Origin of the sequence: Microcystis sp. M44BS1, from assembly GCF_020244875.1 — a bacterium.
GTDB lineage: Bacteria > Cyanobacteriota > Cyanobacteriia > Cyanobacteriales > Microcystaceae > Microcystis > Microcystis panniformis.
The window spans coordinates 24270-38198 of the sequence record NZ_JADBVM010000320.1; the positions used below are offsets into that span (position 1 = coordinate 24270).

At 41.1% G+C, this 13929-nt stretch carries 13 protein-coding genes and 1 pseudogene; all 14 read left to right on the top strand.

All coding sequences use genetic code 11. From position 1 onward, the window contains the following. The first annotated feature begins 17 nt into the window (after positions 1-17). A complete protein-coding gene (locus IM515_RS23690; RefSeq protein ID WP_287629240.1) occupies positions 18-1373 on the top strand; it encodes an ISKra4 family transposase in 1356 nt (451 codons plus the stop codon). Between the two features lie 469 nt (positions 1374-1842). Continuing rightward, a complete protein-coding gene (locus IM515_RS23695) occupies positions 1843-2898 on the top strand; it encodes a hypothetical protein (protein ID WP_287629241.1) in 1056 nt (351 codons plus the stop codon). Between the two features lie 95 nt (positions 2899-2993). Beyond that, complete coding sequence (locus tag IM515_RS23700) at positions 2994-4418, top strand: coproporphyrinogen-III oxidase family protein (protein WP_287629242.1); 1425 nt, start codon at positions 2994-2996, stop codon at positions 4416-4418. Positions 4419-4485: 67 nt separating this feature from the next. Next, positions 4486-5697: a 3-methyl-2-indolic acid synthase gene (nocL, locus tag IM515_RS23705; RefSeq protein ID WP_287629243.1), complete on the top strand. Its 1212-nt coding sequence runs from the start codon at positions 4486-4488 to the stop codon at positions 5695-5697. Positions 5698-5735: 38 nt separating this feature from the next. Further along, positions 5736-6551: a hypothetical protein gene (locus IM515_RS23710; RefSeq protein ID WP_287695737.1), complete on the top strand. Its 816-nt coding sequence runs from the start codon at positions 5736-5738 to the stop codon at positions 6549-6551. 112 nt (positions 6552-6663) lie between these two features. Continuing rightward, on the top strand, positions 6664-7602 hold the full coding sequence (locus IM515_RS23715; RefSeq protein ID WP_287629245.1) for a hypothetical protein: 939 nt from the start codon (positions 6664-6666) through the stop codon (positions 7600-7602). Next, complete coding sequence (locus tag IM515_RS23720; protein ID WP_287629246.1) at positions 7592-8083, top strand: DinB family protein; 492 nt, start codon at positions 7592-7594, stop codon at positions 8081-8083. Before IM515_RS23715 ends, IM515_RS23720 begins: the two co-directional genes overlap by 11 nt. Positions 8084-8109: 26 nt before the next feature. Continuing rightward, on the top strand, positions 8110-9057 hold the full coding sequence (locus IM515_RS23725) for a beta/alpha barrel domain-containing protein (protein WP_287629247.1): 948 nt from the start codon (positions 8110-8112) through the stop codon (positions 9055-9057). Next, positions 9050-9853, top strand: coding sequence for a creatininase family protein (locus IM515_RS23730; RefSeq protein WP_287629248.1), 804 nt, complete (start codon positions 9050-9052; stop codon positions 9851-9853). The genes IM515_RS23725 and IM515_RS23730 overlap by 8 nt, the downstream gene beginning before the upstream one ends. Beyond that, positions 9846-11090, top strand: a complete 1245-nt coding sequence (locus IM515_RS23735; protein ID WP_287629249.1) for a phenylacetate--CoA ligase family protein — start codon at positions 9846-9848, stop codon at positions 11088-11090. Before IM515_RS23730 ends, IM515_RS23735 begins: the two co-directional genes overlap by 8 nt. Positions 11091-11113: 23 nt before the next feature. Then, complete coding sequence (locus tag IM515_RS23740; protein ID WP_287633161.1) at positions 11114-11869, top strand: DNA alkylation repair protein; 756 nt, start codon at positions 11114-11116, stop codon at positions 11867-11869. Positions 11870-11888: 19 nt separating this feature from the next. Next, positions 11889-12452: a nucleoside 2-deoxyribosyltransferase gene (locus IM515_RS23745; RefSeq protein ID WP_287629252.1), complete on the top strand. Its 564-nt coding sequence runs from the start codon at positions 11889-11891 to the stop codon at positions 12450-12452. Positions 12453-12532: 80 nt separating this feature from the next. Next, a pseudogene (locus IM515_RS23750) lies at positions 12533-13222 on the top strand (IS30-like element ISMae39 family transposase); the annotation flags it as partial. Between the two features lie 469 nt (positions 13223-13691). Next, positions 13692-13929 (top strand): helix-turn-helix domain-containing protein (locus tag IM515_RS23755; RefSeq protein ID WP_287698223.1); only part of this gene is annotated, 238 nt, incomplete at its 3' end.

The following is a 13929-nucleotide window of genomic DNA, read 5'->3' on the forward strand; positions in this document are numbered from 1 at the left end:
AAGCGAGGAGAAGAGAGATGGTAGCTCACGAACTACGGATAATTGTAGAGAAGGTGTCAGTGTCAAGTCAAGAGGTAGTGAAGCGAGACACGCTGAAAATTTATGATATTATAAATCCTGAAAATATTCTAGATTTAGGGTTGCGCCATGCTGAACAAATCTCTCTCTTAGAAAAAATACAAAATGCCTTACTAGCGGAACAAGCTGTTTTAATTGAAGAGGATAAAAAAGTCTGTCCTGTCTGTGGAGAAAAGCTGAAAAAGAATGGATATAGGAACTCAAACTTTCATGCCGTCTTCAGTGACCACCAACTTAGAATACAGAAACATACCTGTAAGAGTCAGGAATGTAATTGGAGTAGTTCGCCAACAGTGACCTCAAAATTCGGCACAGATATTCATCCAGATTTAGCGAAGCTACAGTGTGAACAAGGAGCTTTATATAGCTTCAGAGAAGCTCAGAGCAATCTAGAAAAAATCAACTGTCAAACCCGTTCAACTAATAACGCAACTCAAATTAAAAGAATGACAGCCAAGGTAGGAGATATCTTATCTGAGAAAAACATGAGAGAGCCGGAGATAAAGGAGTGTAAGCCACCAGCCCAAGAATTAATCGTGCAGGTAGATGGGGGGCATATCCCGATACAAGATAAAGATAAACGAAGCTTTGAAGCTCTATCAGCGATTATCTATCAACCGCAAAATATCAGAAATATTGATAAAAACCATCGTCAAATTACAGATAAAGTTTGCGTCGCCTCAGCCATAAGTGATGAATTAAAAAGCATTAAAGCTTATGTGATAAATGGGGCAAAGAAGCAAGGATTAAGTGAAAATACTCTGGTCATTGGGTTAGCCGATGGTGCGAAGAATTGCTGGTCAATTTTAGCTAATATTGAGGGACATTGCCAGAGTTTAGAAAGCATCTTAGATTGGTTTCATATCGGCAAAAAATTCGAGAATATTAGAAGGGGGTTAGGAGAAAGTTTAGAAAAATTTTTGGAGAGTGCTAAATGGGAACTCTGGCATGGTCATGGGGCGGAAGCTTTGGAAAAACTCAACCTCCTTAAAGATACACTAACCGATGAAAAAAAGAAAAGTCAACTCCAAGGACTTTATGATTATCTTCATCGGAATCGTGATTATTTAGTTAATTATGAATCTCGAAAGAGAACTAATCAAATTTATACCAGCCAAGTGGCTGAATCCCATATCGACTCGCTCATCAACGCCAGACATAAAAGGAGCGGCAAGATGCAGTGGAGCCGTGAAGGAGCGCATCAAGTTCTACAAATCCGAGCGACGATGGCCAGTCGGGAGTGGGAAAGCCACTGGCAAGAAACCGTTCTCTCTGCTTTAGGGGCAGTAGCATAGCTCTCCCCTCAGAAGTTTGATTTGTAACGCTTCCTCCATTAATTTTAAGATTTGGCTTGACAGTCCGAAAAAAGTCCAGTAATATTGGAAACAAATTCAAGCCGTGAATAACGGTTCTCGAATATTCAGTTAACTATATAGTTTGTATTGCAAGACAAGCTATGTAAAGGAAAATCCCTAACCAGTCGCTTTGCATCTCGCTTTATAGTTGGTATTTTGATACGAACTAGTTAGAGCGATACAAAAAGTTAAATACACTATTTTCTGTTTCTTTTCGCTACCAAGTTTAAACTTTGATACAAACTTGATAGAGATAGCTTTACGACCAATCTTGACTCGATTATTCAGTTTCTATCAATGAAGGAAATTATTTTTTCATTTATAAAAAACTGAAAAAATTGAATTAGTAATTTTTCGTTAGCGTGCATTAAGTGGACGAGCGAAATTATTTATTTAATTGGAGAAAAAAATGACAGCATTAATTACTGAAAAGACTAAATGGTATTTTAACCCGCGAATGGATTCGTTTATACTATTTGGCTTAAGTCCGCTAATCGCGTTAATTTTTATTTGCCTTATGTCTATAGGGTTACCCGTACTTATCGGCTCTTTATTTTTAGCGATTATTATAGACCTGCCTCATCAAGCTCAAACCCATATTCTGTTGTTATCGAATCCAAAAGAATTTAATAGATTTAAAAATCATTATTTTATTTCAGCTCTGGTTATAGGCACTTTCTGTTTTCTCTGCGCGATAACAGGAAATATTATAATTCCCGTAACTTTATGGTCATACTGGTTAATCTATCATATAATCACTCAACACTCTGGAATCGCCGCTCTTTACGCCAAAAAGAATGGTTATTCAAAAAAAACGACCGAAATCAAAAATTTAATCTTGCTTGGAACGTTCGCGCCGATGATCTACCGTATGGCGGACACGGGAATTAGCTTTGAGACACCCATTGATAATATAAAAATAATTACTCCCTCTATTCCTATGCAAATACCATTGATTATGTATGTTATTTTCATAATTTTGTTGTTTCAATTTATTTTGAACCAACTGAACGCGTATAAAAAAAATGAAGCCTATCCAAAAATAACTTATGGTATTATTGCATTTATTCTAATAATTTATAATGGATTCTTTTTAATGAATGGCAATCTTCTAATTTTTCTTGTACTTAGTACTCTATTGCACGCTATTCAATACCATTTGGTTGCAAGTGATAGAACAATTCAATTAATGAAGCAAGCGGAAAGTTATAATCATAAAACTCTTTTGTCTATACAAAATTTAATTCGAGCGTTTGTAAATAATAAAGCTTATTGGATTTTGGCTTTAATTTTTGCCAGTACGCTCGTATTTCTGTCAAATAGTTTAACCTATGGAGTTATTCCACTAACTTGGGCGATGCAACATTTTTATCTTGACGGAATAATTTGGAAAAACGCTGGAATAAAAGTAAGCCAATTGGAGATAGAAAAATTGGAAAACGGTATGCAAACATATCATTGTTAATCGAGAGATCGAAAACCGAACGAATTAATTTCAACTTAACTAAATAATGAAGTTATCGCTTACAGGGACAAGATTAAAAAATAAGGAGAGAGAAAATGAAGTTCGAGAATATACAACAGGTACAGGAAAGATGGGATAATAAAGAAGTTTTACAATTTGAAGAGCGAGATCCCTGTTATACTTGGCTTTTCCCTCTAGCTCTAGGAGAGTTCTCGCCTGAAGCAATATGGTTACCGGTCACTCTTCCCAAGCTAACAGAAAATTTGACTCTTTACATACACATTCCTTTCTGCCGATTTATTTGTTCGATGTGCCCGTTCACTCACGAGCCACTCAACCACAAAGATTTGGACGCTTATGTAGAGGCACTCTGTAAAGAGATTCGCTTCTATGGAAGCAATTTACTTAACATAAAAGCTCGTCCGGTCTCTTCATTATATTTCGGAGGTGGTACCGCTAGTTCGTTAAGTATTCAACAGCTTGAAAAAATATTGTTAGAATTAAGACAGTGGTTCAATTTCGATTCCGGCTGTCAGATAACTCTCGAATGTCATCCGAGAACGGTCGATAAAAAATATTTAGTTAACGCCCGTCAACTTGGAATCAATCGAGTTTCTTTCGGTATTCAATCTTTCGAGCAAGAATTTATAGATTCTCTAAAACTCCATCAGCAGGTCGAGCAAAGTAAACAGATACTGACAGACGCTCTATCGGTTGGGTTTAATACGGTAGCGATGGATTTAATGTTCCGATACGCGGGACAGAATGTAGAGGCTCTCGAGCGAGAGATCGAGACGGCTTTAGCGATCGGTGTTCAAGGAATCAGCACTTACGCCCTAGATCCAGAAATTCGAGAATTAAGAGCGACCGCCAAACAACAAAAACCTGTTAGCACCGAGGGAGAAATGTATTACTACCTTCATGACCGGCTCCACGCCGAAGGTTTCGTGCACGTCGCTCAACCGGATTACGCTCGACCGGGGCACGAAAACCAACAACTTAGAGATCTTTGGGGGGCTCCACAAGCGGAGAACCTGTCATTTGGAGCGGGAGCGTTCTCTGAAAGTTTTAACGGGGCCACTTGGGCCAACGTTCACGATTCGGAACTATACGTTAATTTGATCGATGACGGGAAAGTTCCGATTTTAATGGGCCAGACACACTCTTGGGATGATGCGGTAGCGCGTTATCCCGCTCTAGGGGTTCGGTGCTTAGAGTTCGCTCTAACACCTTTCGAGGAAAAGTTCGGTGTGAAATTTGATGAGCTCTATCGTTTAGAGCTTTCCATTCTCGTAAATAAAGGATGGGTCGAACTGGAGGAAAACAGATTGCGAATTACGCGGCAGGGTAAGTTCTTCATCGATAACATTTCCAAAACATTTTTTAATTTGCGTAATCGAGGAAAATCACAACTTTGGGGAGTACAGCTTGAAAAGTTAAAGCCTCATAAAGTTTGGAGCCAGCGAGAGCTAATCGATTCCGTGGAAAAAAAGTATTCTCTTGTCGAGAGTAATAAATAGAAAGAAGCGCTCTCAACAAAAACGAGAAAAATTGTAAACATTTTCTACAAAGCGTAAGGAGAAAATCATGAATAAACAAGCTTACAATTTACCTGAAATTGAATCCGTAAAATCTCGAGTGGATGAACTATCGATCGAGGAATTAAACAGAATCGTTCTCGATGAAAATTACATTTCGGACGATAGTGAAACGAAAATCGCTCAGGCACTAGCTGTATTTCGCTCGACATCGATAGATACAGGGCTTTTATCCCGACGAGCGAGCGAGCGAGTCAATTCGATCGCGATTGAAAAAGAAACTTTTGTTCCCATTTTCGTTACCAATCACTGCCACTCTGAATGTAAAATGTGTGGCATGAGAAAAAGTAATTTACAATTAAATAGAAAATTCGCTGGCAAAAATAAAATTGAAGAACAATTAACTATTTTACGCCAAGTTGATGGAGTTTCTGGAGTAGGTTTTCTTACAGGCGAATATCACGATAAGTTTACTCGATACGCTAACGCTTTTTATATTGGCTGGGCGATTAGCAAAGCTCTCGAGTTAGGATTTGAAAAAATATTTTTTAATATCGGTAGTCTTACTCCTGACGAAATAGAAATTATGGGAGAATGGCTACCGTCGGGTAATGAAAATATTACAATGTGCGTTTTTCAAGAAACCTACGATCCAGCTCGTTATCAAAGCTACATGGGGAAACACACTGAAACAATACCGAAAGCGGATTTCTTTAGACGGATTAATTCTTTCGATAATTGGTTAGACGCTGGTTTTCGAGCGGTCAATCCTGGTTTTTTAGTCGGTTTACATACCCCGGAAGAAGAGCTGGTCAGTCTTTTATCTCATGTGGAACATTTATCGAGTCGAGGGGCCAAAATTTATGTATCCTTGCCACGTTTACGGCCGGCACTAGGAGCGGTCAATCAAGAAATAATCGGTGATGATGTATATATTCGTCTCATCGCTACGATCGCTTATTTCTCTCCCCGGTCAGGCATCGTCTTGACCACTCGAGAAGATATGTCTTTCCAAGACAAGGTTTTGCCTCTAATTCGCACCCTGAGTCCGGGAAGTCCCGATGTAACGCCTTATCAATGGGAGGGAGAAGCTCCGAACGATAAATATTCTTCCCAATTTATTATTCCCGACCATCGCCGTCCCCGGGATATTTTATCGCGACTTAGCGAGGGAGGCTACCAGTTTAAATACTTCGAGCCGCCCTACCGACCGGCAAGCGCTCCGAAAAGTTCAAAAATTCTCCAACCTCAAACTCATTAATTTCCATTTTTATTATGTTGACGAGTGCAGAGCATCGAATGAACGCGTCCGAGTTAGCGCGGTCTCTCGTTCAAGCTTGGGTACAGAACGATGTCCCGAATTTTCTATCTCTGTTCGCGGCTCGTGCCCAGATCGTGCATCCCTATTTTCAAGAGGCGATTATTCCTAGTGTCGCCTTAGAAGTCATTAACGCGACCGTCAAACCAACTACAGTTTTAAAAGAGATCGAGATCCTTTTCGGTAACGGCGATGGAAACAACGATGTAATCAAGTTGGTGTGTCAGGAAAACGAAATAGGAAATGAGCCGAAATATGACTATCTTAGTGAGATTATCGTTACCGCAAAAATTCACGAACATAAGTTTACCGAATTGCTTATTCATGGATTTAACGTGAGCGAGAATCGAGAGCCGCTTCAACGGAAAACGTACGAACGCCGTAATCTGGAAAGATTAACCGCGCGGGAAATCGCCGAACAGTTAGTTAGGAGCTGGAGCAGGAATAATATGGAGGCATTCCTATCCGTCTTTTCTCCAGTAGCCCGTATCAAACATCCTGGAATTGAAAATGAAGTCACTCCAGAAGTGATCGCCGATGTCATGAACTCGGATGTTAGCGTGAGCACTGAATTGAAGTCATTTTCCCTCCTTCAAGGAGATGGTTCGGGAAGAAGCGATCAAGTTGAAATGCAGTTTTACGAGTGGAATAAAAATGAGAAAAATTTTTCGAGACCAACGGGAGTCATGTCGGTAACCGCTACCATTGAAAATCATCAAATTGTTTACCTATTTGTTCGAGGCTATCAGGTTCCTGAAGCTGGAATCGAGCAAGATAAGCTATCGCGTTCTGGGTAAACAGGGCCAATCTCAACGTGAGAGGCTACCGTGGCAAAAAAATCGAAATTACTCTGCCATAGATCTTTATGCCAAAATTTAAAATATGTCGAGATATTTCGTGGAGAGCGTTATGTCTATTGTAAAAGTTCAAGCTCGTCTTTCCGCGTTACAGTTAGCTCAAACTATCGGACGCAGTTGGGGAACTAATGATATGTCGAGCTTTCTCTCGTTGTTCGCTCAAGATGCAACTATTATTCATCCTTTTTTTCAAGAGCCTATATCCCCGACAATAGCCGCCGATGTCATGAACGCTACGGTTTGTGGGACGACCGAATATAAAGGATTTGTCCTACTCGCGGGCGAGGGAGACGGACGGCAGGATATTATCGAGATGTATTTCGACGAAACTGGCGAGGCGGCAAATTATAATCCGTCTTACATAGGGCGGATGTCGGTACGGGCAAAACTCGTTGACCATCGTTTCACCGAGCTTTGTGTTCGGGGTTACGAACTGATCCAACGTTTCCCGACACGACGTTCACCACTGCAACGGGACGACCTCGGTCAACTTAATACCCTCGATCTATCGCGACATCTCGTTCAAGCTTGGACGACGAACGATATGAACCGATTCGTATCACTATTCGCTAAGAACGCACCGATCATGCATCCTCTTTTTGCCTCCCCTATTACACCGGAAATCGCGGCGGATGTCTTAAATTCGGCAACGCGCGCTACCAGTATCCTGCAACCATTAAGACTAATTACCGGCGATGGTTCGGGAGAGTATGACACGGTCAACCTGTTCGTCTACGAAACCGGGCAGGAGGGGGGTTATATTCCAAACACCGCGGGAATTCTTCACATGACGGCGAAAATTATCGATCATCGAATCGAGGAGTTATTTGTTCATGGCTATACGCCGACTCCCGCGGTTACTAATCCAGATATTTCGCCAACATTATGTTTAGAGTCCTTCGATAAACAACAAGCTATTCAAACCGAGCGTGTAACTGTCGGAGAAACATCTTACGAGCGTTTAGTAGAGGTGCCTTCTTATGAAGCGTAATGGTGAAGAACTAATTTCATATCTTCCGGGATTTCGGGTACACCGCCAACTTACCTACGAGCTGTTGGAGCGATTGACCGAGGAGCAATTGCAAGCCGCGTGGCCTCGACCCGGACTAGATACTTTTTCCAAGCATTTTCAAGAAATGAGTGCTGTCCAGCAGGCATTTATCTTAGCGATGAAAACTGGAATTATGGATTTCTCAACGGTTCCAGATGTTTTTTCGTTTATCGATATTTACGACAAGAAAAAATTAAAGACTATTCTACAACAGTCCGATCTGCAATTAGAAGAAGCCTTTGCTGGCGAGGTTAGTGCTTTTGTAAAATGGGACGATATAGAGCTTCCAATTGAAGGTCATTTGGTAAATCTCATTTCTCATGAAGTATTTCATCACGGGCAAATGACACTCGCCATGTATTATTTAAAAATTCCAATTCCTGATAGTTGGCAATTTAATTGGGCTTTACCCGCTTCTTAATTTATCGAACATTTTTTGGAAATATGATGACAGAATATAGCCCACAAATTTCGCTCGCTCCTTCTCCAACGTTGCAGACTACCGTTCTCGGGGTAAAGTTGCGCAATCCGATCATCGTCGCTTCCGGTATGCTGACTGATTCCTTACAGCAGATTACTAAAGCGGTGAAAGCGGGAGCGGGAGCCGTCGTGACGAAGACGATCTATTCGGGAAAACGGGGTTTCGCGACCGAGGAAGTCTGCCATATTCCTACGGGGACTCTCAATTCAACAACCTATTCTTGGCGCTCCCTAGAACAATGGTTGACCGATCTGTCCTCTTTACAGCAGATGGATCTACCAATTATCGTCAGTATTCACGCGGAAACCCCGGCTCTTCTTGGAGACCTAGCCGCTCGGGTCTCCGATGTCTGTTCCTTTCCCTTAGAGTTAGGAATATCCTGCCCGAACGAAGTAACCTATTCGATTTTGACTCCCGATATAGTTTTGTCTTATACAAGCTCTGTTAGGCGACGCGTTAGCGTACCGATCTCGGTCAAACTGAGTGCTACCGAAACAATCCGAACCTTAGCCGAAGCCGCTTTAGAAGGGGGGGCCGACGCGCTAAGTTTGAGCGATACGCTACCTGCCCTTCAGTTAGAGCGAGGTTCTCCGAGGTTTCTGACTGGCGGTGCCGCGGGTTATTCCGGCTCGGGAATTAAACCGATAGTTCTTCATTCCCTATACAATCTCCGTAGCTCGGGAATCGATTGTCCGATTTTAGGGATTGGCGGTGTCGCTACCCTTGAGGACGTACTCGATTATCTTTATCTTGGTTCTTCGGCCGTACAAATGTATACCTCCCTCGTACATTCGGGATTCAAACGCATAAATCAATTAGTTGACCAACTTTCGGATTGGTGCTCGCAACAACAGACAACAGTTGAACTACAAATCGGACGCGCGCTAGAAAATGGGAGAAAGATCGATGAATAATTTTGCGCAAATAAATACGGAACAGGTTTACGATTATCTTCAAGAAAAAATTTTATTTTTGCCGATCGGGGCGATCGAACAACACGGCCCGCATTTACCGCTCTCCGTCGACTGCGTCATTCCCGAAAAAATCTGTCACGAGTTAGCCCTACGATTGAATGGATTGGTAGCTCCAACAATAAATTACGGTGCTCGATCGCTCCCTCAAAGTGGAGGTGGACTAGATTTTCTAGGTACTATTTACGTACGTGGTAGTACGTTGATCGACTACGTTCATGACATTATCCAAGCTTATATCGTCTCTGGTGCCCGCTATATAATTATACTCAACGGTCATTATGAAAATGAAGGATTTATTTTTGAAGCCATCGATCAACTTAGAGAAAAAAATACTCTTAATTCAATATCTTTAATCGCTCTGAGTTGGTGGTCTGTTATAAATACATCTTTAGTGGCCGAGCTTTTCGGAAAAAACTTTGTCGGTTGGCACGCCGAGCACGCTAGTTTGGTCGAGACCTCCCTCATGCTGTATTTGCAACCAGTAGGGATTAACTCGATTCGAGTCAACAACTCGACTCCACCAGAAGCGGGTATTTTCTTTTATCCTCGCGACCCTAAACAGGTTAGTTGCCGTGGAGTTTTGCATCGAACTTTAGAAGCATCCGCTCAAGCGGGCGAAATACTTTTTAAAGAAATCGTGCAAAAATTGGAAACAACTATCTCTTGCCATCTTCACGAGTGGCTTATTTCAAATAATACAAATTCTAATATTTTAATTAAAGAAAAAAATGATTGAAACTATAGATGAAAAAATAAAGCGTATCGTACATCGGGCTTATAAAGAATGTCCTTACTACCATAGCTTATATACCCGATTGGAAGTCGATATTGACTCTTTTTCTGGTTCGGAAGATTTAGAAAAGCTACCAATTATTACTTCATTGGATTTATGCGCGAACTCTCAGCAATTTCGCTCGAAACAGGTAGTTCCGTATCGGGTGACAAGTAGTAGTGGAACGGTCGGCTTACCGAAAACATTATACCGAACATCTAAAGACACGGCCACGAGCGTAGAGGTGATGTGCCGTTTGTTTGAGCTTGCAACATTAAAAACGGGAGATGTTCTTTGGATTGGGCAACCGTTCGATCTAGCCCATTTAGGTTACTTATGTTTGGAAGCCTGTCGTTCGATGGGTATTTTAGCCATCCCCGGGGGGCTATCGGTAACCGATGAAAGAATGCTCACTCTGTTATCGATGTTTCGTCCTAACGCTATATTTACCTCCCCTTCGCGGATGGGTCAGATTACGAGGTACTACGCGAGTCAAGGGGAAAAGCCTTGGAATCTGACAAAAATACTACTGGCCGGGGAACCGTGTTCGAGCGAATTATCCCTCGAAATTCAAACTTTTTGGCAAGTTCAAGCCTACGATCTCTACGGTAGTGAAGAAACGGATGGCCTAGCAGGCGCTTGTCAGGCTCATACCGGATTGCATTTTATGAATGACCAATTTTATTTAGAACTAGTAGAGCCGAATACAGACCGCCCGACCACGGACACCCGGCGGGGTGAAGCGGTTATCACCTCTCTATATTGTGAGGGAACACCGCTGATTCGCTATCGTCTCGGAGATATTATCGAACTCATTCCAGGACAATGTTCTTGTGGTCACGGCTGGCCAAGAATCAAGGTTATCGGGCGTAGTGAACAGCCGATTTATCTTTACGACGGAATTAAACTTTACTCTTTCCAAATTCGTAGTGCTTTAAATACAATTTTTCCCTACCTCAAGCAATATCAGGCTGTAGTAAGAAAAAGCGAGAATAATTCTGATGAGATCGAGATTATTATTCCTAGTATTGATAGCATGACGTTATCAGAAACTAGCCGTTTAGAAGCTATGTTATGGTCATCATCTCTCGATTTAGCCGCCGCAAAAGACATTGGAAAACTACGATTTCGATTTACTCCGAACGGAACTATGTTGACAACTAAACGTGGAAAAACTCCCGAACTCATGGATCTAAGATAGAAATTAAAAAAGCAATGACAAAAATGAAAAGAATAGCAACTCCTACAATATGCAATTTTTCTTCGGTAGAAGAAATTATAGATGATTTAAAAAAATATAGCTCGAAAAGTTATAAAAATAACGTAAGTAAACAGGGCATACAAAATGTAAATGCGCTAGGGGTTCCAATACCAATTATTCGCAAATTAGCAAAACAAGTAGGTCGTCAGCATGAATTAGCATTAAAGTTGTGGTACGTAGGTTATCATGAAGGCCAGCTATTAGCAACACTTGTGGTTCAACCCGAAAAAATGACCGATCAATTAATTGAAGATTGGTTATCTTCAGTAATTTCTTGGGATCTTTGCGATCATTTGTGTAATAATCTTTTTCGTCATCTTCCAATTTGTATAGAAAAAATTTCTCAATGGGCATCCGATGAACGCGAGTTTTTCCGACGAGCGGCTTTTTCTCTAATAGCGAATTTAGCCGTACATCAGCGAGAAATAACAGAAGAACAAATAAATTTATATCTGTGTCTTTCAAAAAATCACGCTGGCGATCCGAGGAATTATGTAAAAAAAGCAATTTCTTGGGCTTTGCGAGAACTGGGTAAGCGGGATTTACAGACTCGACAGAAAGCTATTACACTCGCTACCGAACTATGTAAAGATAGTTCACCAGCGGGGCGATGGGTAGGAAAAGATGTTTTAAAAGAGCTAGAAACTGTAGTAAAAATCGACAAGCGCTCACGGTTAATTTCTTCGGAAACGAAAATGGGATCTCGAGTAAAAATTTAAATTAAATGAGGAAAATACGATGTATTCAATAGTACCCAAAGAAAAAAGAAATTACGAGCCAACAATTTTCGTAGGCGGACCGATACAATACGCAATAGAGGATCAAGGTTTTGACTGCTCCCTACGCTCACAAATCGATCTAATTATTAGCCATCTACAAGAATTTAAATATAAAGTTCTTTCAGCACACATCACTGAAAATTTTGGAGAAGAGACTCATTCTCTATCCTCAGAAACAATAACAAAAAGAGATTTTGCTTGGATGCAAGCGTGCGATTTATTTATAGCCGTACTTCCCGAAAATGGTGAGGGAAAACTGTATCGTTCTGACGGCACGCATATAGAGTTGGGTTGGGCTACTGTATTAAATAAAACTACAATTATTCTTACCCATCCACATTGTATTCCAGAGCTATCTCATTTAGTTCGAGGACTAAATCAACTTCTTCCAGTGACGATTGTAAATATAGAGTCAGCGCTTACTGAAAAAAGTTTTTTTCAATTAACTATCGAGCAACGCTTACAAAATTTAACTACAAAAGCAAACTCGATAAAAAATCATATTTCGCCAATTCAAAAATGAAACGCATCAACCTCAAGAGTTGACAAAGAAAGGCTCATCAGGTACTGTCTGATCATTAACAAAAACAAATCAGACCCAAAATGAGCCACCAACATCTTAACATAGAACAAAGAAACTTGCTCTACCAACTTAGTCAGGAGGGAAATTTATCTCAACGGCAAATGGCCGTCTGGCTCGGATGTCATCAAAGCACAATATCACGGGAATTAAAAAGGAATCAAAGTTCCCTTGGCTGCTATCTACCTGACACAGCACAAGCTCAAAGCGAGACAAGGCGAAAAAATGCCAAACAACCCTTTAAAAATGTCAGCGAGTCAGCCTTAGAGTTGGTCAAAGAAGGATTGAAAGATTATCATAGTCCCGAACAAATAGCAGGTCGTCTGAAAAGAGCCAGTCAAGAATCTCTCAGTCACGAAACCATCTATCAAATGATCTATCAGAACTATCACGGATGTGGAGAGTACCAGAAATATTTACGCCGGGGGCTTTGTCAAAGAAAGAGTCGAGGCGGAGCAAAAAGTAAGCGTGGAGGGATTCCAGGGCGTGTAGATATCAGCGAGCGACCAGTAATTGCTGACCAGAAAACTGAAATCGGTCATTGGGAAAGTGACACAATGATTGGAGGCAATCATCTAGGAGTTCTCGTTACTCATGTAGATAAAGCCTCGAAATTTTTAGTAGCAGGATTAGCCAAAAACAAAACCGCATCGGAAATCAATAGAGTCACAGAAAAACTTTTTCAAGAGATTCACCCTGACAAAAGAAAAACCGGGAGCATCCCGATAACGGTAAGTTCTACACAATCGGTGAGGTTCGCCAAGATGGTTGGATACTGACCACCGATAACCATCTTTTTCACCACCAGTTTTTTGAGATCTGTTCCCCTCTCGAACCGAGACCGAAAGCTTCCAAGATACAAAGAACCCAGGCGAAGCGTTCGACAACCTCTAATTGTTTCTTAGGGGAAAGTGAGTCACCGATTTTCTTAGGGGAAAATTTAGGACAGAACGATCGCATTTCTGAAATTTCCCCTAAGAAAAAAACGGGCAACTCCGTCACATCTTCAGAAATTTTCTTAGGGGAAAATTTGGGACAGAACGATCGCATCTCTGAAATTTCCCCTAAGAAAAATCCGAGTGGTTCCCTTTATCGAAAATTTGGGTTAAAACCCCGTCGTTTTACGACGGCTTTACCGTCAAATATTAGCACATTTACACGATATATGCTAAAATGTGAGACATGGAAAAAGCCTATTCTTACCGATTTTACCCCACACCCGAACAAGAGTCGCTATTGCGGCGCACTTTGGGATGTGTAAGATTAGTTTACAATAAAGCTCTCCACGAACGAACACAAGCTTGGTACGAAAAGCAAGAAAGAGTAGGCTACGCTCAAACTTCTTCAATGTTGACCGATTGGAAAAAACAAGAAGAATTAGAGTTTTTAAACGAAGTTAGCTGTGTACCTTTACAACAAG